This is a genomic window from Sediminibacterium soli, from assembly GCF_009939225.1.
In the GTDB taxonomy this organism is placed as follows: Bacteria; Bacteroidota; Bacteroidia; order Chitinophagales; family Chitinophagaceae; genus Sediminibacterium; species Sediminibacterium soli.
In genome coordinates, this window is sequence record NZ_JAACJR010000006.1 from 1 (window position 1) to 20,930 (window position 20,930).

Consider the following 20,930-nt stretch of genomic DNA (forward strand, 5'->3'; position numbering starts at 1 on the left):
AATGAAAACAGATCTCTGACAGCGCACCGTAAAAAAGAGGCGGTGCCTTGCTCTGTGGATGGAGCCGACACCGCCTCTTTTAAACTATAATCAAGTTATTCTTTGACACAGTTCATTTTACAAACCCGTATGCTGCCCTCATTTTACCGTTATATTGTTGGCTTCATTGATATAGCAACCAGTGATGTTATTATTATCGATTGCATTTTTTAAAGCGAGGCTGATATAGGTATTGGCATCAAACATCCCAACTTCAAACAAGTCAAGTGATTTATCAAAGGTGTTATTCAAAGTAATCTTACTTGCCCATATCGTAACTGTTTTTCCTGGGTTATCGGCCTTTATTTTTTTTCTTTTTTCAATCAGCTCATCTTTTGATGCAATGGCTATCTCTCCCAGGTTATGCGCATAATTATGATAAATGAAGAAACCAGAATTACGGTAATCGACAATATCTGTAAAGTCTGAAATAACATGCATCCAATAATAATCGTGGATCTGTTTTTTATAAGAAACTTTTGCCGGGTAGAATTTATGGTTAACAAGGTTGAATCCTTCTAATACTTCTTTGAACTTTTTGCTTACCAGGAATCCACCACGGATAACAGAAACGCTAAGCAAGTCTGAAAGTTTTGCTTTAGACTGAACTATGAAATGATCCAGGTTGGGTTCAAAATCGGGGAACCCTTGTACTCTCGACAAGGCATGTACAGAATTAGCAGCCTTATAATCATACCCTGGCGACATCTTTTGTACTTGCGGAAATACTGAACCGATCTCCGGACTGTCAACTGCTGGCTTGAAAACGTAGTACATACAGAGCAGTTGTTTTTTATGCTTTTAATTTTTTGGAAGTGCTATTGTGTTGAGCTTCTTTAAGGAAGGAGTCTACGACACGTAAGATAGTGTTCCTGTCTTCTTCGGTGATCTTCTCGAGCAGCTCCAACCGATAGAGCATTTTTTTATCCTTTATCATAACGGAAGTATTACCTACGAGGTAATCGAGGGATACTTCGAGTGCTTCGGCGATCCTTGCGGCCACTTCTACGGAAGGAGTGATCTCCCCGCGCTCATAACGCCCGATGATGGCGCCTGAAGTGCCAACGGAGGCGGCGAGCTCCTCGCGGGAGATACCTGTTTTTTTACGCAGTTGTGTGAGTGTGGTAGCTAAATCCATAACTGAAAGGTGTTAAAACTGCCTGATAGATAGGTGTTTTTGTAAAATTAGGCTACCGATAAGTAATAAACAACATTAAAAAGTTTGTAAATAGGTCATCTATTTATTACCTTTATCACCAATAGGTGATGATAAAACTTTTTTATGGCGTTTATGATCAATACAGACAATGCGGAAGCGATCAGTTACCAGACGGAGGAACTGGGGTTTACGATACTGGGCGGCATCAGGCTGGATGGCCTTGACCGGTTGCGCGTAACGATGCGCATAGAGGTACTGAACAGGAAGTTCGAGCATTATGTAGGCAACCCCGATATAGCGAACCTGCCTGTACGCCATAACCTGGATCTGTACAATGATGTGCAGGTAGAAAAGCTGATCCGTAAAACAGCGGAGCGATTGGAAGTGGGTGTATCACCGCTCACCAAAGCGATCGCGGACATCACGAGCCAGTTGGAGCGATACAGGTTACAACGTATCGAGCAGCAGAACAGTAAGACTGTAAAACAACAAAAGATACTATCACTGGAGGCGCGTGAAGCGGCATTGCAATTTTTACAACAACCTGATCTGATGCAACGCACCGGCGAAGCAATAGGCAGAAGCGGCGTGATCGGCGAAGAAGCGAACAGGTTGCTCATGTACGTGATCTTTACGAGCCGCAAAAGAGAGACCCCATTGCATATCATCAGCTTCGGCAGCAGTGGAGCGGGCAAGAGCCACCTGCAGGAAAAGATTGCAGAACTGGTACCGGAAGAAGACAAGATCGAGAGCACGAGTTTAACGAGCAATGCGCTGTATTACTTTGGTGAATACGATCTGCAGCACAAACTGATACTGATAGAGGATATGGACGGCGCAGAACCTGTGCTGTATGCGTTAAGAGAACTGATCAGTAAAAAGCATATCATCAAACTGGTGCCGTTAAAAGATGCGAAGGGAGTAACCCGCACGGTAACCTTCAAAGTTAATGGCCCTGTAAGCGTATCGGGCTGTACCACGCAGGAAAGCATCTACGAGGATAATGCGAACCGAAGTTTTTTGATCTACATAGATGAGAGTAAGCACCAAGATGAACAGATCATGCAGTACCAGCGCAGAAAGAGTGCAGGCACAGTGAACACAACAGAAGAATACCATACCAAAGAACTGCTGAAGAACACACAACGGCTGTTGCAACCTGTACAGGTAAGGAACCCCTACGCAGAGCAGTTGACCATACCGCATGAAGTGTTCAAGCCGCGAAGAACGAACGCGCATTATTTACAGTTCATAGAAGCGGTAACGTTCTATCACCAGCACCAGAGGGAAAAGTGTACAGATAAAGCAACCAACGAAACTTACATCAATACCACAGCGGAAGATATAGCCGAGGCCAATAAGCTGATGAAGGAAGTGCTGTTAAGAAAAGCGGATGAGTTAAGCGGAGCCTGCCGCAACTATTTAGAGAACCTGAAATCCTTACTGCAAGTGCAAAAGCAAAGCACGTTCACCAATAAGGAGATCCGTAAATACCTGCGCCTGCCAGGCACAACGGTAAGGCGTTATCACAATGAACTGCTGCAAAACGGTTACATCAAACTGCAGGAGAGTAAAAAGCAGCAAGGCTATCGCTACGAGATCGTGAGCTATGAAGAATATGTGCAGCTGCAAAACCGTATCGGCACGGTACTCGACCAGATCCTGCAAAGGATAAAAACCACTAAGCCGGTAATGAGCCAAAGAAGAAGTGGCTCAACCAAACCCGCGCAGGTAAAGGATTTACCGCAGGGTGAGCCGGTAAAAGTCAAAAACGCCTAAGCCATCAAAAAAATGAAACGCTTACCAGTCATATCACCCTCGTACCAGTACATCGAGCAAAGCTTTAAGGAATGGCTTGCTGCGCTGGGTTATAGCTGGCAGAGTGTGTATTATATGCCGATACAGGTGCGTGGCCTGCTGCATTACTTAGAATCGCAGGGTAAGATGGAAATAGCGGACATCACCGCAGCATCCATCAAACAGTACTACTACGAGGAGTTAAAGCAAAGAAAGAACCATATGCGAGGGGTAGGGGCATTAAGCAGTGAACACCTGAACAAACATTTACAGGCCCTGCGCAAGTTTACTGAATACTTGCGGCAGACAGGCAAACTGCAGATCGCAGAACTGAACATACCGCAGGAAGCCATCATAGACGAAAAGCCAACGGTATTAAGCGAAGAAGAAATAAAGCAGTTATACCATGCCACTACACTTGTACACGAGAGAAACAAACATGCCAAAGGCGCAGAAGTGTACGAGGCATTGCAATACAGGGACAGGGCCATGCTTAGCATCTTTTACGGCTGTGGACTAAGAAGGAACGAAGGCTATCACCTAAACACCGGTGACATTAACCTGGATAGCGGTGTTGTGCATGTGGTAAAAGGAAAAGGCTATAAAGAAAGGTTCGTTCCGGTGAGCAGTAAGGGTATAAAACACATCACGGAATATATGTATGATGCGCGTCCTGTCTTACTCAAAGATGATAAACAAGAAGCGTTTTTTATCAGCTACAATGGTAAACGTTTAAGCGGCCAGATGCTGATGCTGTGTTTGCAGTCACTGGCTAAAAGAACGGACAGCACAGAACTGATGGAAAAAGAGATCGGGCTGCATACGCTAAGGCATAGTATCGCCACGCACCTGCTGGCTCATGGCATGCGCCTTGAAAAGATCCGTGATTTTTTAGGCCACAGCAGTTTAGAGAGTACACAGATATACACTCACCTTGTAACAGAAACATATGAACAGGTTTAAAGAGTGGCTCATCATAAAAGGCCATAGCAGCAGTACGGTTACAGCCACACTAAAGGCAGTGAACTATTTTATGGTGTGGTGCGAAAAAGAGAACATCAGTGATGTAGGAGAAATCCGCCACACGGATATGATCGCTTTTGTACAATCCTGTAATGTAAGGGGCGTATCGAGGAAAACAACAGCGGGCTATGTGCTGCATATCAAAAAGTATTTTGACTTTTTACAATCGGAAGAAGAAGTGACGGATAATCCATGCAGTCATATCAAGATCAAGGGCATTAAGCGCAAAGTATTGTATGAAGTATTGAGCAGGGAAGAGATGGAGAAGCTATACAACGACTACGCCACTGAAATCGTAATAGCAAAAACGGAGAACATGAAAAGCCCGCCGCCACAGCACCTGCAGGTATTGGCGCGTAAACGAAATAAGGTAATGCTGGGCTTACTGATCTACCAGGCTGTACGCAGCGAAGAACTGAACAGGTTGCAGTTGAGTGATGTAAAGCCGAGAGAAGGAAAAATACATATCCCCGGAGCGAAAAGGAGCAATGAGAGAACGCTTCGTTTAGAGAGTAGCCAGGTGTTCGATCTATTGGATTATATGAACGATACACGTAAGCAAATGCTGCAATACAGGAAAGCAACTGAACCGACACAGGAACTGCTTGTCAACATGAACGGTGGCAAGGGATTAAGTAATGCACTTGCGATACTCGTTACACATCTGAAAGCGATGAATGGAAAAATAAAAAACCTTGACCAGTTGCGCGCCTCTGTGATCGTTCACTGGCTCAAGCAATACAATCTTCGCAAAGTGCAGGTAATGGCCGGGCACCGGTATATCAGTTCGACTGAAGCCTATCAAGCCAGCCACCTGGACGACCTGAAGGAGGACATCAAAAATTATCACCCGTTCTGATTAACTTTAAAACTGATCAAAGATGAATATACGCTTGAAAAAAGAAGAGCAGATAAAGATTGGCAGTACTGATGACATGTACGCTATTATGCAGCGGATATTGCTGCGTGAAAATAAAGTTGATCGCAACCGGGAACACCTCTGGACGATCAGCCTTGATAATGCGGGCAAGATACTGAACATAGAACTGGTGAGCATGGGCAGTATCAACAGAACGATCATAGAACCGATGGAGGTATATAGTGTTCCGTTGCAGAAACGGGCGGTAAAGATCATCGTGGTACACAATCATCCGTCGGGAGAGTTAAGGCCATCGCAGGCGGATAAGGATATGACTGAAAAGTTAATACAATGCGGCCTTATCCTGCATGTACCTGTGCTTGATCACCTGATCATAACAGAGAACAAGTATTACAGTTTTGCAGACAGCGGACTGTTGCATGAGTTAGCGAATGGTAAAAGATATGTACCTGAATACAAGATCAGGGAAGAGCTGCGAAGGGAAGTGGAAGGGGTGGCGATGGAAAAGGGTGGAGAAAAGAAAGCTATGGAAATGGCGCGTGTGATGAAGGCAAAAGGATACGATGTAAAGGAAATAGCCGCATTAACCGGTTTAACGGAGGCTGTGATCAAAAGAATAAAGGAGGAAGGAATATGAGTAAAGCAATGGCGGTAAGTGAGAATATCGTAATCAGTAAAATATACCTGATACGAGGGCAGAAAGTAATGCTGGACAGAGACCTGGCGGAGATGTACGGTGTGGAGACCAGGGTGTTGAACCAGGCGGTAAAGCGAAATGCAAAACGGTTCCCGGAAGACTTTATGTTCCAGCTGACAGAGAAGGAGATGGAAGATTGGAAATCACAGATTGTGATATCCAATAGAGAGAAAATGGGCTTGCGAAAGGCCCCCTTTGTGTTCACAGAACAGGGCGTTGCCATGTTATCGAGTGTACTGAACAGCGATACGGCGATAGATGTGAATATCCGCATCATGCGTGTTTTTACGAAGCTTCGAGAGGCGTTATTGGCAAACCAGGATATATTATTGAAATTGGAACAACTGGATAAGAAGATCATCAACATGGGTCATGATGTAAAAATGCATGATGGAGAGATCGAAACCATTTTTGAGTTGATCAAAGAGATCATGGAAGAAAAGATGCGACCCAAGCCCCGCAATCCCATTGGTTTTAAACCGCAGCCACCCAAATAATAAAAAGGGTTCGATAGAACTCCCGTACAGGATACGGTACGGGAATCGAACACGCCAACGCACAGCGCCCACGCTTCCCTGCGCTTCGGTTCGTGCATGGCGCAGGTTGTATGGCGTGTTATCGTGCAGCGCCATGCACTCACCTCATCGCCCCACCCGGCCCACGCACAGGCCGGCGCCCCCTTACCCACGCGCATGTGCGGCACATTGCCATTGCGCACAAGGCCAGCGCACAGGGCCAACAATGGCAAAGAGCCGCACGGGCCAACGCACAGCGGGGGAAGCTGCGTAACATAATGTGCGTTATAGTAAAACCCTTCGGGCTCCGCTTCGCTCCGGGCTTCGCCTTTTCCTATAACAACATTATATTAAGCAGCCGCCGTCCTTCCCACGCACACCCACCCTGGATAAAAGCCAATGTGCATCACCCTGAAAGCTACCGCAGCCGCCATGATCACACCGTTATGCGAGAGTGATCAGTGGCGGCTTTGCTATGCCCGTGCTGATAGATGATTACACGTCAGCGACAGAATAAATCCCGGCTGCAGAATATGTAATCATCTATCAGCACAGGCGTTGCTTTAACCTCTCAAACATCCAGGTACAGGGTGATCCTAAGTATAATCCTCCCTGCTCCCACGCTGTACTTGTGGGTTAAAAATAGGCGCCCTCTATATTTATATGGTATATGAGCTTTATATACAACCCGGTACGGTTCACGTGAGATTATGAACCTTCACTCGTTCAAGGAATGTTGAAAGTTCGTTGCAATAGTCAAAAGCATGCGAACTATCTATGTATCCTGGAAAGGGGATATGATGAGCGTAGAGGAATCCAATATTTTTTTGAAAAAAAGGTCTTGGAAGGCTTTTGATCGATCCGGAGATATTTATAGATATCGAAATAAAAAATTATACAGATGAGTAATCAGAAATTAAAACCATTAAAACACAACAACATGGATACAGAAGAACAACTCGAAATGAGCTTTTTGGGAATGAAATTTAAATGTAGCAATCCTTCCTCCAAAACCATCATTCTAACCATAATCGTATTGACGTTTTTTACAATCTTGACGATATTATTATAGGAACCTGGTTATATTTACCCTGCTGACTGTTTTAAAAGTTCTTTGATTTTTTAGGGGAAACCATAGGACAAACTGCAAATGAAGGGGAAAGTGCAAACTTATTACACCGCCTTCGGTCTGCTCATGAGTGGGATCAGTTCCAAAGCAGCAGGTAAAATGGAGAATAGGTACAAGTATAACGGTAAGGAGTTGCAGCATCAAGAGTTCAGCGATGGCTCAGGATTAGAAATGTATGATTATGGGGCGAGGATGCAAGATCCGCAGATAGGGAGGTGGTATGTAATTGATCCTTTGACTGAGAATGGTAGGAGATGGTCACCATATACCTACGCATTCAATAACCCTATTCGATTTATCGACCCAGACGGCATGTGGTCATATAATGCGAATGGGAATTTGTCAACAAGCGATGCTGGAGAAATAAAGGAGTTCTTGAAACAGTTTAAAGAAAATGACGATGATGGTAAGAAGAAAGGTATTGCTGACATGATCAAAGACGCTTTAGTTAAAATATTCTCCTGGGGTAACAAATCTGTGCCCAAAAACGAAGAAGAAGCTGAGAGTGCACGAGATGTAAAAGAAGCAGCAAATATGGTGTTAAATGATGCTGAGAAAGTTGGAGCAACTCAAAAGGCATTGTATGGGTGGATGCCTGGAGTAAATTCTGTTTATATAGGATTAGATGCAAACAATGGTGATTTTTTGGAAGCAGGAATGAATACAGCTCTCTCTGTGATGCCCTTGCTTCGAATAGGGAAATTTTCGGTTGGTAGGGAGTTTTTCCATCGAACTTTAAAGCCAGATATTTTGCAGGATGCAGCTAAGGTGCTCGGCAAGTTTGAAAAAACGGTCGGTAAAAATCCTAATATAAATGTTAAGGATGGGTTTATTGTATTAGAAGGGACAGGGCCATTTAAAGGAAAATCAGTAACAACAACTCTGAAAGCAACCGATTATTTTAAATAAAAAATACTTTATGACTTCATATGCAATTAGAATAAACACAGAATCGCATAAGTATCCAGATTTAAGTGTACTATTTTCTTACTTTAAGAAGCAAACACTGAACTCTGTTTGGCAATATGAAATAACAGAAGAGGAAAATGATTTTACGAATGCTATCGAAATATTGACGAACCAGATTGAAGATAATCTTAATGCTTTGAGGAAACTTGATATAGAAATAGATGACGTAAGTCTATGGTATTTATATGAATATGATGGACAGTGCAATATGGAATTTTCGCCAGCTGAGTTAAGTGCAATCTCAAAATTGGGATTAACGTTATGTATTAGCTGTTGGGAAAAATAGCAGCAAATCTTAGCCCTAACTATAACCGCTCATAACTGGGCGGTTTTTTTATGCTTTTAATTTTTTGGAAGTGCTATTGTGTTGCGCTTCTTTAAGGAAGGAGTCTACGACACGTAAGATAGTGTTCCTGTCTTCTTCGGTGATCTTCTCGAGCAGTTCTAACCGATAGAGCATTTTTTTATCCTTAATCATAACGGAGGTATTACCCACGAGGTAATCGAGAGATACCTCGAGAGCTTCAGCGATCCTTGCGGCCACTTCTACGGAAGGAGTGATCTCTCCGCGTTCATAACGCCCGATGATGGCGCCTGAAGTGCCCACGGAGGCGGCGAGATCCTCGCGTGAGATGCCTGTTTTTTTACGCAGCAGGGTAAGTGTACTTGCTAAATCCATAACTGAAAGGTGTTAAAACTGCCTGATAGATAGGTGATTTAGTAAAATTAGGCCACTGATAAGTAATAAACAACATTGAAAAGTTGGTAAATAGATCATCTATTTATTACCTTTATCACCAATAGGTGATGATAAAACTTTTTTTATGGCGTTTATGATCAACACGGACAATGCGGAAGCGATCAGTTACCAGACGGAGGAACTGGGGTTCACGATCCTGGGCGGCATCAGGCTGGATGGCCTTGACCGGCTGCGCGTAACGATGCGCATAGAGGTACTGAACCGCAGGCTCGAGCATTATGTAGGCAACCCCGATATAGCGAACCTGCCTGTACGCCATAACCTCGACCTGTACAATGATGTGCAGGTAGAAAAGCTGATCCGTAAAACAGCGGAGCGATTGGAAGTGGGTGTATCACCGCTCACCAAAGCGATAGCGGACATCACGAGCCAACTGGAGCAATACAGGTTGCAACGTATCGAGCAGCAGCAGAACAGTAAGTCTGTAAAACAACAAAAGATACTATCACCGGAGGCGCGTGAAGCGGCATTGCAATTTTTTATTCTCCGCATAGTCTACTTAACCATCTAAAAATACGACTGGTCGGGCAGGCCCCTACGGGTATTGTTACACCACCTGGAAAAGCCGCGGCGATGCGGAGAAGCGGAAATACGATTTTGCCTATGATGGGGCGAACCGTTTGCTGAAAGCCGATTTTACACAGTACACCTCGGGCAGTTTCAGTACTTCGGCCATGGATTTCAATACGAAGATGGGTGATGGCAGCGATGCGAATACGGCTTATGATGCCAACGGCAACATATTGCGTATGCGCCACTCGGGACTGAAGAACGGCGCCACACAACTGATAGATGACCTTAGCTACAGCTATATTACCGGCAGCAACAAACTGCTGAACGTGAACGATGCGCAGAATGATGCGCAGACGGTTATCGGCGATTTTCGTACTTCGCAGCTGCATCCGTCTTTTGGCGCCAAGACCAGCAGTACGGAGGACTATGCTTATGATGCCAATGGCAACCTGGTCAAAGACCTGAATAAAGATATTATTGATTACAGTGGTGGTAATGGCATTAACTATAACCATCTCAATCTCCCTGCATCCATTACTGTGCGCGGTGCCTCTGGCAATAAGGGCACGATCGCGTACCTGTATGATGCACAGGGCAACAAACTGCAGAAAACAGTAACGGAAGGAAGCAGCACCATAACCCAACAATATATTTCCGGCTTTGAGTACCGTAACGATACACTGCAACTGGCGATGCATGAGGAAGGCAGGATAAGAAAGGTGGACAGCAGCCTGGTATATGATTATTTTCTGAAAGACCACCTGGGTAATACCCGCGCAGTACTTACCACGGAGAGAAAAACGGATGGCTACCCTGCGGCTACGATGGAAACAGGTAATGCATGGGTGGAGAATAGTTTGTATGAGAACATTGACAGCACGCGCAGCGGGCTGCCTGCGGGTTATCCAACGGATACGTATACGGAACCTAACGAGTATGTGGCCAAGCTGAATGCAGCGAATGGCAAGAAAATAGGACCTGCAATACTGTTAAAGGTGATGGCAGGGGACTCTGTGAACATACGCTGCAGCAGTTGGTACCGTCTCAACGGAACTACTCCTGGCGACCCTGCCAGTCCATTAACGGACTTGTTAGTGAACCTTGCCAAAGGGATTACGAGCGTAAGTGGATTGAAATATACGCAGCCGCAGTTATCGGGGACATTACTGCCACCAGGCATTACCGAATTACTGACAGAGCGCAGTTCGGGCTTTAACTCAGCGCGCCCCAAAGCGTATTTGAGTTGGGTATTGCTGGATGAACAGTTCCATTACGTAAGCGGTAGCAGTGGTTTTGAGCAGGTAGGAGCGGATACGATACTCACCACCTGGGTAAAGACGGCGTTGCCGATGAGTAAGAATGGGTATCTTTATGTGTATATGGGTAATGAGAGTGAGATCAATGTGTATTTCGACAATCTGCAGGTATCGCATGTGAGGGGGCCGCTGTTGGAGGAGACGCATTATTATCCGTTCGGGTTGACAATGGCGGGGATATCTTCTAAGGCTGCCAGAAAGTTGGAGAATAGAAGGAAGTTCAACAATAGTAGTGAGTTAGAGAATAAAGAGTTTGCGGATGGCTCTGGTTTGGAACTATATGATGCGGTACATAGAATGTATGACTCGCAAATAGGACGGTTTAATGGCATAGATGCATTAGCCGACGTCGCTATGGCAAAGACTCCATACGGCTTTGCCGGAAATAATCCTATAAGTGTCAATGACCCATTAGGGCTTGAAGAAAACAAGGTGGTTGGGAAAACAAAAGAAGGTGAGCTGATATATGGTAATGATGACCCAAACGCTGTAGTGTCGAGCGTGACAGTTACAAGTTCGAAAAAGCGGGCTATAATCCCAGTTGTGCATCATACAATATTTGGTTCTTATACAACCTATCGATTTAATAGAATTATACAAAAGGGGGCGCAAACTCAAATCCAAAATTTAATTGGGCGCTATACTCCCTTGGGAAAAGCTGTTACTCTGCTAAACAATTTATTTGATTTGACCGATAAGCCGTTTAAATTGCATACTAAGTCTGTTGACGATTTAAAAAAAGAAGGCACATCTGAAGGCAGAACAGGAAACGGAACAGAAGTGATAAAAAAAGATGGAGGAATGCAGCAAGCAGATAATGACTTTGACAATATCGCTGTTCCAGGGTCTGTGAAACCTAATCCCAGTCTTCCCAGCGGAAGAATAGGAAAGACTACTGATGGAAAGACTATAAATGTTCGAGATAAGAGCTTAGATGGCAGGCCTACATTAGAAGTTTATAACCCGAATACAAGGCAAATCGAAACAAAGTTTAGATATGAGTAAGAACTTAAAAAACATTCATAAGAAATGGACGATATTTTCAGAAAATGTGCCTCGGCTATATTTCTGGGAATTACACGATAAGGCAGGCGTATTGGTAATTTTATTAAAGAGTGACGAAACGCAGGAGAGGGTATTAAAAATTACATTTAATGGAGTGCTATCTTATAAAGTTGCGATAGAAGCCGCATGTCTTACAAGGATGCGTGATAATGAGCATAGTGGGCATAGTGGGCCATTTTATATCGTGAATAATTCAGCTTATCTTGACAGTATTATAAGTGAAGGAGGTGGGATATTTGATGATTCAGAGTTAGTGCATTATTCAATCTGGGATAGTGACAATATTATTGATATTATTAGTGGTCCACCTGTTGATGTTAAGTGGATTATATCTGATTAGTCACACACACAGAGCGTGAGTATTACCAAATCCGGGTACCTTTATGTGTACTGTTCCAATGAGAGTAACCAGGATGTGTTCTTTGATAATTTGCAGGTGTTGCATACCCGTGGACCTTTACTCGAAGAAACGCATTATTATCCGTTCGGGTTGACAATGGCGGGTATATCTTTCATTCTCCGCATAGTGTACTTAAACCGCTCTAAAAAATCGGAGTTCCCCGCAGATGTCTCTGCGTAGCAGGACTCTGCGGTGCTCGAATGGCGGGATGTTGCAACTACGAGTGGGTTAAGCGATATTGCTGCGTGAATCCGAAATGCCTGGCGGTGCAACACCGCAGAGTCCCCCTGTCGGGGAGACATCTGCGGAGAAGGCCGTCGGTATTGAATTGTGGTGAACACTCTGCGGAGAATGAAAAACGGACGGCTACCCTGCGGCTACGATGGAAACGGGTAATGCATGGGTGGAGAATAGTTTGTATGAAAACATTGACAGTACGCGCAGCGGGTTGCCTGCGGGTTATCCCACAGATACCTATACCGACCCTAACGAATATGTGGCCAAGCTGAATGCCTCGACTGGAAAAAAGATAGGCCCTGCAATATTGCTGAAAGTGATGGCGGGAGATTCTGTGAACATCCGCTGCAGCAGCTGGTATCGTCTCAACGGAACTACTCCTGGAGATCCGGCGAGTCCGTTAACGGATCTGCTGGTGAACCTTGCCAAAGGGATTACGAGTGTAAGTGGCTTGAAATATACGCAGCCACAGTTATCGAACACATTATTGCCGCCGGGCATAACCGATCTGTTGAATGACCGTAGCACTGGCTTCAATTCCTCACGTCCCAAAGCGTATCTGAGTTGGGTATTGCTGGATGAGCAGTTCCATTATGTAAGCGGCAGCAGCGGTTTTGAACAGGTGGGAGCGGATACGGTACTCACTACCTGGGTGAAGACGGCATTGCCGATGAGTAAGAATGGGTATCTTTATGTGTATACGGGTAATGAGAGTGAGATCAATGTGTATTTTGATAATTTGCAGGTATCGCATGTGAGGGGGCCGCTGTTGGAGGAGACGCATTATTATCCGTTCGGACTGACAATGGCGGGAATATCTTCTAAGGCGGCGGGTAAACTTGAAAACAAGAAGAATAAGTTCCAAGGACAGGAGTTTAATGATGACTTAGGGGTTGACATGTACGAATTTAAATATAGAATGGACGACCCTCAAATTGGTAGATTCTGGCAAGTAGATCCCCTTAGTGATAAGTATGTACATAACAGCATTTACGCTTTTAGTGAGAATAGAGTTACGGGACATGTAGAATTAGAAGGATTAGAAGCTGTTGAGGCGAATTCTGTTATGTATAGTCAAAATGGGAAAAGTAAAGTTTTACATTACAGTGCTTCAAAAGTTGATAATCCATATAATTTGGGTGGTGGTACTTTAAATAATGTTACTTTGGTCGAAGTGGATAATAACGGCAAACAAAGCATTCGCACCACTCATATCTATGAACCGACCTTTTTACAAAAAGTGTTGAACTTTTTTGATTTTGGACAGGTGCAGGTATATGGGTCAGGTGATGGAAGTGAGAGTCCTGGAAGCGAACCAGATTATAGCAAACCAATTAAGTCTGTAAATTTTGATGAAATTGCGCCATTGCTTGACCTTATTAAAAGCGGAGGAAAAGCCAAGCAAGATTATCACTCGCCGTCGTTAGATGAGTTTCCTGATTATGCTAAAAATTTAGTGGATAAAGTGACTGACGGAACAAAGGCTCATGGGAGTAGTATGCATTCATCACAAGGTCAGGACGACAATAAATCAAGTTCAAATAGTTCCAAAGGTTCGTCAACCAAAAAGACTTCGGTAAAGTATTTCTACGATGGAACCCCTGCAAACGGTCAAAAAGGAAATGGTAGCGGGTTACGAACTTCGACAGATCCTAAAAAACCAGATACAATCTTATACGACAAACCCACAAAATGATGAAAAGAAAACGTTTTCTATTAAAAAGTATTTTCCTGCTTGTGATAATAACAGGTGTTTTCTTGGCATGTTCAGATCGAGTAAAAACTGTTATTATTGATAATGAAACAAGAGCCGAAGGAAATATTAGCGAGGATAGCATATTTAATGGTTTAATCCGATTCTTCAATTTAAAATCCGGGAAGCTCGAAACAGTTGCTAATTACTCTGATAACAAGTTGAATGGAGAACGGATTGAATATAATTCTAATGGGACTATATTAAGCCGATCCTTTTATGAAAAAGGTAGGCAGAACGGTGCTGTTGATGTATACAATGAAAAAGGAATGCGGGTTAATAGTTATTTTATGTATTTTGACCTGAAAGTTGGAGATGATATCTCTTATAGGAATTCAGTCCCATTTTTGTATAATTTTTATTCTTTTGATGGCAAACGCCTCTTCAATATTAATTATGATAGTTTAGGCAACAGGAAGATTTCCGATGTTCAATCGGATTATTTTTTTTACAACAAGCGTACGTTTCTTATAACTAAATATTCTACTAATGAACGTCGTTCTGAAATATTTATTTATCTACCAAACCCACCAGGATATAATTTTAGATATAGTATTGTCACGGTTGATGATAAATACCAAATACTATCAGAAATAGAAAAACTTGATGGTGTTAATAGATGGGAAATTTTTGAAGTCAATGAATCCCCCTCCCCCCATCATTTAGCCATAAAATTGGAAATTGACGATCCAAACGTTGCTGGAAGAACTACAATGTTCAAAATTATTGAATAATAAATGTAGACTGAAAAATGGGAAAGCCGCAGAGAAGCGGAAATAATTACTGTGCACAATCCAATTAAATTGACCACCTATTCCGGCGCAAACTGACCCACATTTTTTCTGGTGAAGAATTTTACAACAACACGTTTCGGATCGGATTCAATGACCGAGGTCATTGAATTTTGGAAGCGAAAATATTGGGAATAAAGTTACAAACGCCAAAGGTGGTCAGAGTAATCATAATTTTGGATTAGCGTTTGATATTGTTGGCATTACTGATGGAAAAATGAATTACAATCTTGATTATAAAACATTATCAGAGATTGGTAGGAAACTTGGGTTTGAATGGGGGGAGACTGGAAGTCGATTAAGGATAATCCACATTTTCAGATGTTGTTTGGCAAAACCCTCAAAGACTTAAGAGAGTTGCCGAAAGGAGCAAATGGACTACCAATTTTAAAACAATAGTGATATGAGAACATTAAGCGTTGTTTTGATTACCGGTATAATATATGTGTCTTGTAACAATAGACAGCAGTCCATGCAGCCGAATAGCGTTGACTCTATAGCTGTAAATCCGACCAAAGCTGTTGCTGCTAAAGATACCTCGATTGAATATAGCATTGAAGGTGTTAGTTCGGAAGGAACAAGTGCAAAGGCGAAGTATGTTGGTGGAAGAATAAAGGAATGTGAGATCACTGTTTACGGAGAAACTGGACAGAGCAAGATTGTTTACATCTTTAGTGACAATAAAATTGATGTATCAGAGAAGCAGCTTACTTACAATACTTCGCTTGAGAACACCAAGTCGGACAAAGACATGAAGGTGAAGAAGGAAATAACTTATGTGTTAGACCTTAATGGTAATCCCATTGGTAAAGCGGACGTTGATAGGACGGATATTTTTAGCGAGTTTAAAAAGGTCGTCCCATTAGAAATAAAATAACCCAATCAATAAAAAAGCCACTCTCCGGGGTGGCTTTTTTATTGTGCAACATTTTGCTGGAAGAACTCCTGGAACTTTTGTTTGGTGAGCATGGTATCGATGATATTCATAACAGTGGACTTATCCTTGTCATTGAGTTGTGCAATAAGGCGTAACTGTTCAGCGTTGGATTTATCTTCCATTTGTACATTGGTAGGTACACCTGCATCGAGATGAACGATGTTATCGATGGTCAGGCCATAGAAGGTGGCGAGTTTATCGAGCGTGTCGATAGAGGGTTCTACCAACCCCTTCTCAATTTTATTGTAATGGGCGGGCTTTAAACCGATATGGGCTGCCACTTCCTTTTGCAACAGGTTCTTGTCTTCCCTCAGTTTCTTAATGTTATCGGCCAATGCCATGGTAAAATGTTTAGGCTGTAAAAATATCCAATAAGGGTATTATTGGCAATATTTATCTGTTTTGTAGATTTAATACTTGCCAAAATGGATATTTAATAGTAGTTTTTCCTTCTCCCCAGGGTGTACTTAAGCCACCTAAAAAGGGGAGTCTCCGCGGGGTCTCTCGAAGAGGACCCTGCGGTGCACACACAGCAACCTGCATGCTGTAAAACACGGGTATAAACCGAAATAATTTATTTTGCTCTAAGAGTCTGTCTAAAAACGATTTTATAAAAGAGCAGTATGTTGAAAAGTGGAAAACAATAGCTGCAGTCAGGGGGTTGATTTGTCGTTTTAAGTGATAACCAAACCAACTCAAAATGACAAGTTATCCAACCAACCTGAGCAACAGCCAATGGAAAATTATCTCAAAATTTTTAGATACAGAAAGATCACGAAAATATAGTTTACGAGAAGTTATCAACGCGATATTCTGCTGGAGCGGGTTTTCGGTGAACCCCTTGTAATAGCTGTTATCAGCTAAGCTTTGGATGATATAGACATAAAACGGCATACAATACAAAAGCCCCTCCGGTGAGGGGCTTTTGCGGACTGGACGGGACTCGAACCCGCGACCTCCGCCGTGACAGGGCGGCATTCTAACCAACTGAACTACCAATCCAATATTTTTAAAGAACAAATTCAATGGGCTTTCCTCGAACCCGTCCCCACAGTACTGTGGGGATGACAGGGCGGCATACCGACCAACTGAACTACCCATCCGTTCCTTCGAAGAAAACTGCCCGAAAAAGGCTGTTTTTCCCGTTTTCGGACGGCAAAGATAAGGGGAAAGATCTTTTTCAAACAAATCTTTATTAAAAAAAATCCATGTGTTAATTTTACCGCCTTAATGCCACGCAATGCCTCAGTACCCCAATAGACAATTCCTGGATTTTGAAGGTCCTATCAAGGATATTTATGAGCAGATCGACGATACCCGCAAACTGGCAGAGAAAAATCCTAAGATCGATTATTCGGCCACCATTCAACAGCTGGAAGCCTCGATATCAGACAAACGCAAAGACATTACCTCGCACCTCACTCCCTGGCAAAGGGTGCAGCTGAGCCGTCATCCCGACCGTCCCTATACGCTGAAGTACATAGAAAAAATGTGCACCGATTTTGTAGAGCTGCATGGGGACAGGAATTTCAGGGATGACAAAGCCATGGTGGGTGGCTTTGCCAGGCTGAACGGAGAAACGGTGATGATGATTGGCCAGCAGAAAGGCATCAACACCAAAGCGCGTCAGCTGCGCAATTTCGGTATGGCCAATCCCGAAGGCTACCGCAAAGCGCTGAGACTGATGAAGCTGGCTGAAAAATTCAATAAACCGATCATCTGCCTGATCGATACACCCGGCGCTTATCCCGGTCTTGAAGCGGAAGAGCGCGGTCAGGGCGAAGCCATCGCCCGCAATATTTACGAGATGATCCGGTTACAGGTGCCGGTGGTGATCGTGATCATCGGCGAAGGAGCCAGCGGCGGCGCACTGGGCATAGGTGTGGGCGACAAGGTACTGATGATGGAGAATACCTGGTATACCGTGATCTCTCCCGAAAGCTGCAGCTCCATATTATGGCGCAGCTGGGAGAAAAAAGAAGTGGCGGCCGAACAGCTCCGTCTTACCGCTACCGATATGAAAGGTTTTGGACTGGTTGATGAAATCGTACCGGAACCGCTTGGCGGCGCACACTGGGATTATGCCGAAGCCGCCGATTTGCTAAAGGATAAGATCATCAAAGCCCTGGAAGAAAGCAAACAGAAAGACCCTAAACAAAGGGTGAAGGACAGGATCGAAAAATATGGCAGGATGGGATTCTGGGAAGAAAGCACCAATGCCTGATCTGTTCAGGATGACCACTGCATGAACCATTTAAACAATCACGAATAATGTCTTTACGCAAACAACTGCAGGGTACAGGTGTGGCATTGATCACACCTTTTACCGCTGATCTGAAAGTGGATTTTGACGCGCTGGGGAAAGTGATCGATTTTCTCATCGATGGCGGCGTGGAATACCTGGTTACACTGGGCACCACCGGTGAAACACCTACTTTGGATAAACAGGAGAAGCTTGACATTGCCCATTACACCACCGGGAAAATAGCCGGCCGCGTACCACTGGTCGTGGGCATCGGCGGCAACAATACAGCGGAGATCCTGAAAGACCTGGAAAAATACCCGCTGGATAAAGCCATCGCCGTACTGAGCGCATCGCCCAGCTACAACAAACCTTCACAGGAAGGTATTTTTCAGCATTACAAAGCCATTGCCGAGGCATCGCCGAAGCCCGTGCTCCTATACAATGTACCCGGCCGCACCGGCAGGAACATGAGCGCAGCCACCACGCTGCGGCTTGCACAGGAGGTACCCAATATTGCGGGGATGAAAGAGGCCAGCGGCGATTTTGCGCAGTGTATGGAAATATTGCGCGATATGCCGGAAGACTTTCTGCTGGTAAGCGGCGACGATGCCATCGCCATGCCCCTGATCGCCTGCGGTATGACGGGCGTGATCAGTGTGGCCGCCAATGCTTTTCCCCGGCAGTTTTCGGATATGATACGCCTGAGCCTGAAAGCGGATTTTGCGGGTGCAAAAAAACTTAACGACACGCTGATGGAAGCCTACGACCTGATGTTCGTGGAGAACAACCCATCCGGCGTAAAAGCCTTTATGGCTGAAATGGGATTGATCAAAAACGAAGTGAGGCTGCCCGTAGTGCCTTTGAGCGATGCTGTTCATGATAAAGTGAAGCGGTATCTTTCAAAAAAATAGGCTCAGCCGGAAACCCGGATTTTACCAGGTTCCCCCGATCTTCTGATTTGCCCGGATTCACTGATTGACTTTACCAGGTCAGCGAATCCGGGCAAAATATTTTCAGGCGATTTTCCATATGATAACTTACCATACTGCTACCTATAAATAGGTATTTTCAAATAAAAGATCAGCTGAATTTATTACGCGATACGCAGATCAGATAATTTAGACCCATTGCAACTGTCTAAATTATTTTATGAGATACCTGTCGACGCTTTTTGTATCCCTTCTTTGTGTTACGGTAACATATAGTCAGACTGCAGGGTCTGCAACTTTGGCTTCAATCGAGTCAAAAGCGAAACAAATAGAAAAAGACCAGTCGCAAATACCGAATCTGAAGCGGCAGTATACTGAAACTTACAGTCTTGAAGCCGAAAAACTCAAGAAACTAAAATCCACGCTTGCGGATCTGCGCCGGGAGAAGGATGAGGCGCTTGATGAACTTCGAAGAGGAAGATTCTGCAATGGATGCAGCCGTACAGCGTCAGAACTTAGAAGATCCGGGGTGAATGATGTGGAAAATCATTTCAGGCAGAACGGTGGCACACATCCGGCCAGCCCTCAGCAGATAGCGCAGAAAGAGGCAGAATACGATCAGAAAATAAAGAATGCAGAGGACGCAGCGAAGGCATTCGAATTTTCAGAGAATGAATTTACCCGAAAAAGGACTGATCTCGATAAACAGCTGGCTAACCTGAACGATGAGATCGCCCGGCTCAGACAGGAGATAACGGAATTAAGTCAGCGTTATAAAACGGCTGTTATAGTGGAAGGCAAAAATATTCAGGCCAACTATATCGAACCTTTGATGCGTATTCAGGCCGAGAAGAATTTTATTGAAGACCGTTTGAATATCATCAGCGTAAAATTGAACGATCTGCAGTCTGAGGAAACCAAAGCCATGGCCGATGCAAAGGATAAGGTTGCCAGGCAGGTAGATCGGGAAAAGGCGGAAGCCGAAGAAAAGGCAAGAACGGCACAAAAGCAGTTATATGACCTGGGACAGGCATATACGAATGAGTCGCGGCTATTGAACGATAAAATTGCTGTTATTGTTTCCCAGTTAAGAGATATCGAATCGAAACTCAGGCTTACAAATTTACCTGCAAAAGAGTCGGATGAATTAAAGAACCGGCAGGCTTCTCTCCAGGCAGAGCAGAGTCGATTGCAACAGGAATTGGATACACGCACTGCACAGTACCAGGCCGCCAAAACAAAAGCAGAACAAACCATAAAAGAGCAGAATGATAAGGTATGGGAGCTAACCATCAATCTTTCCAAAAGGCAACAGGAGCTGACTGATGAATTAAAAAATGCATTTCAACTTAAAAGAAAAATATTGCAGGATGCACAGGCCGCAAGAACGGATGCCCTGAAGCAAACCGGAGACCTGCTGCTTACCAAAAAAAGTGCCTCCAGGAATAAGTTCCTCGAATGGGCTTCCATTGTAGATAAGGAGCGGGTACGGCTGATCAATGCCTGCTCGCTTGCCGGCTGTTCATGTTATGGATCGGATACCCATGGTACAGTTGTAGCCAATTATTCGAAAGCGGAGGGATGTGTGGGAGAGATGGAAGCCGCGCATCACTCCGGCGACCCGGTATATGGATGCGAGGAGGAAGGTACGGTTTACAAACAGTATTATACCTCGTTGCTGAACGGGCTTTCTGATTCAGACCGGGCTGCCCTGCAAAAGAAAACCACTAATACACGGTATGATCTGATCCTTAAAAAAGTGAATTAATTCAAACT

Annotated in this window: 21 protein-coding genes and 1 tRNA gene; 17 read left to right on the forward strand and 5 right to left on the reverse strand. The window is 44.1% G+C overall.

The genetic code is table 11. The features are described 5' to 3' along the window. Positions 1-138: 138 nt before the first annotated feature. A complete protein-coding gene (locus GWC94_RS03930) occupies positions 139-816 on the reverse strand; it encodes an imm11 family protein (RefSeq protein ID WP_161833726.1) in 678 nt (225 codons plus the stop codon). Between the two features lie 16 nt (positions 817-832). Next, positions 833-1,177, reverse strand: a complete 345-nt coding sequence (locus GWC94_RS03935; RefSeq protein WP_161833727.1) for a helix-turn-helix domain-containing protein — start codon at positions 1,175-1,177, stop codon at positions 833-835. A gap of 144 nt (positions 1,178-1,321) precedes the next feature. Between GWC94_RS03935 and GWC94_RS03940 the strand changes: the two genes are divergently transcribed. From GWC94_RS03940 to GWC94_RS03970, 7 genes are all read left to right on the forward strand, one after another. Beyond that, on the forward strand, positions 1,322-2,977 hold the full coding sequence (locus GWC94_RS03940) for a hypothetical protein (protein ID WP_202628637.1): 1,656 nt from the start codon (positions 1,322-1,324) through the stop codon (positions 2,975-2,977). 12 nt (positions 2,978-2,989) lie between these two features. Next, on the forward strand, positions 2,990-3,958 hold the full coding sequence (locus tag GWC94_RS03945) for a tyrosine-type recombinase/integrase (RefSeq protein ID WP_161833728.1): 969 nt from the start codon (positions 2,990-2,992) through the stop codon (positions 3,956-3,958). Next, positions 3,945-4,877: a tyrosine-type recombinase/integrase gene (locus GWC94_RS03950; protein WP_161833729.1), complete on the forward strand. Its 933-nt coding sequence runs from the start codon at positions 3,945-3,947 to the stop codon at positions 4,875-4,877. Before GWC94_RS03945 ends, GWC94_RS03950 begins: the two co-directional genes overlap by 14 nt. A gap of 22 nt (positions 4,878-4,899) precedes the next feature. Next, the gene (locus GWC94_RS03955; RefSeq protein WP_161833730.1) at positions 4,900-5,535 is read left to right on the forward strand and encodes a JAB domain-containing protein; all 636 of its coding nucleotides are present in this window, start codon (positions 4,900-4,902) and stop codon (positions 5,533-5,535) included. Further along, the gene (locus tag GWC94_RS03960; protein WP_161833731.1) at positions 5,532-6,092 is read left to right on the forward strand and encodes an ORF6N domain-containing protein; all 561 of its coding nucleotides are present in this window, start codon (positions 5,532-5,534) and stop codon (positions 6,090-6,092) included. The genes GWC94_RS03955 and GWC94_RS03960 overlap by 4 nt, the downstream gene beginning before the upstream one ends. A 1,168-nt stretch (positions 6,093-7,260) precedes the next feature. After that, complete coding sequence (locus GWC94_RS03965; RefSeq protein ID WP_161833732.1) at positions 7,261-8,148, forward strand: RHS repeat domain-containing protein; 888 nt, start codon at positions 7,261-7,263, stop codon at positions 8,146-8,148. A 10-nt stretch (positions 8,149-8,158) separates the two neighbouring features. Continuing rightward, entirely contained in the window at positions 8,159-8,494 is a 336-nt protein-coding gene (locus tag GWC94_RS03970; protein WP_161833733.1) for a hypothetical protein, read from the forward strand. A 48-nt stretch (positions 8,495-8,542) separates the two neighbouring features. Here the strand turns inward: GWC94_RS03970 and GWC94_RS03975 are convergent, their stop codons facing one another. After that, positions 8,543-8,887, reverse strand: coding sequence for a helix-turn-helix domain-containing protein (locus tag GWC94_RS03975; protein ID WP_161833734.1), 345 nt, complete (start codon positions 8,885-8,887; stop codon positions 8,543-8,545). A gap of 145 nt (positions 8,888-9,032) precedes the next feature. Between GWC94_RS03975 and GWC94_RS03980 the strand changes: the two genes are divergently transcribed. From GWC94_RS03980 to GWC94_RS04010, 7 genes are all read left to right on the forward strand, one after another. Next, on the forward strand, positions 9,033-9,479 hold the full coding sequence (locus GWC94_RS03980; protein ID WP_161833735.1) for a hypothetical protein: 447 nt from the start codon (positions 9,033-9,035) through the stop codon (positions 9,477-9,479). Positions 9,480-9,642: 163 nt separating this feature from the next. After that, positions 9,643-11,802 (forward strand): RHS repeat-associated core domain-containing protein, encoded by a 2,160-nt coding sequence (locus tag GWC94_RS03985; RefSeq protein ID WP_161833736.1) that lies wholly within the window; start codon positions 9,643-9,645, stop codon positions 11,800-11,802. Further along, positions 11,795-12,202 (forward strand): hypothetical protein, encoded by a 408-nt coding sequence (locus GWC94_RS03990; protein ID WP_161833737.1) that lies wholly within the window; start codon positions 11,795-11,797, stop codon positions 12,200-12,202. The genes GWC94_RS03985 and GWC94_RS03990 overlap by 8 nt, the downstream gene beginning before the upstream one ends. Positions 12,203-12,644: 442 nt before the next feature. Further along, positions 12,645-14,195: an RHS repeat-associated core domain-containing protein gene (locus GWC94_RS03995; protein ID WP_161833738.1), complete on the forward strand. Its 1,551-nt coding sequence runs from the start codon at positions 12,645-12,647 to the stop codon at positions 14,193-14,195. Then, on the forward strand, positions 14,192-14,986 hold the full coding sequence (locus GWC94_RS04000) for a toxin-antitoxin system YwqK family antitoxin (protein WP_161833739.1): 795 nt from the start codon (positions 14,192-14,194) through the stop codon (positions 14,984-14,986). Before GWC94_RS03995 ends, GWC94_RS04000 begins: the two co-directional genes overlap by 4 nt. A gap of 163 nt (positions 14,987-15,149) precedes the next feature. Beyond that, the gene (locus GWC94_RS17075) at positions 15,150-15,395 is read left to right on the forward strand and encodes a M15 family metallopeptidase (protein ID WP_161833740.1); all 246 of its coding nucleotides are present in this window, start codon (positions 15,150-15,152) and stop codon (positions 15,393-15,395) included. Positions 15,396-15,446: 51 nt separating this feature from the next. Further along, positions 15,447-15,920 (forward strand): hypothetical protein, encoded by a 474-nt coding sequence (locus tag GWC94_RS04010; protein WP_161833741.1) that lies wholly within the window; start codon positions 15,447-15,449, stop codon positions 15,918-15,920. A 38-nt stretch (positions 15,921-15,958) separates the two neighbouring features. Here GWC94_RS04010 and GWC94_RS04015 read toward each other — a convergent pair whose 3' ends face one another. Continuing rightward, complete coding sequence (locus GWC94_RS04015; RefSeq protein WP_161833742.1) at positions 15,959-16,315, reverse strand: helix-turn-helix domain-containing protein; 357 nt, start codon at positions 16,313-16,315, stop codon at positions 15,959-15,961. Positions 16,316-16,908: 593 nt separating this feature from the next. Next, positions 16,909-16,982, reverse strand: a tRNA-Asp gene (locus tag GWC94_RS04020). Positions 16,983-17,220: 238 nt separating this feature from the next. On the opposite strand from GWC94_RS04020, the gene GWC94_RS04025 reads away from it, so the two are divergent. The 3 genes from GWC94_RS04025 (at position 17,221) to GWC94_RS04035 (ending at position 20,922) form a co-directional block, all read left to right on the forward strand. Continuing rightward, a complete protein-coding gene (locus tag GWC94_RS04025; protein ID WP_161833743.1) occupies positions 17,221-18,204 on the forward strand; it encodes an acetyl-CoA carboxylase carboxyltransferase subunit alpha in 984 nt (327 codons plus the stop codon). 47 nt (positions 18,205-18,251) lie between these two features. Then, positions 18,252-19,136: a 4-hydroxy-tetrahydrodipicolinate synthase gene (gene dapA, locus GWC94_RS04030; protein WP_161833744.1), complete on the forward strand. Its 885-nt coding sequence runs from the start codon at positions 18,252-18,254 to the stop codon at positions 19,134-19,136. Positions 19,137-19,452: 316 nt separating this feature from the next. Then, on the forward strand, positions 19,453-20,922 hold the full coding sequence (locus tag GWC94_RS04035; RefSeq protein ID WP_161833745.1) for a coiled-coil domain-containing protein: 1,470 nt from the start codon (positions 19,453-19,455) through the stop codon (positions 20,920-20,922). Positions 20,923-20,930: the final 8 nt, after the last annotated feature.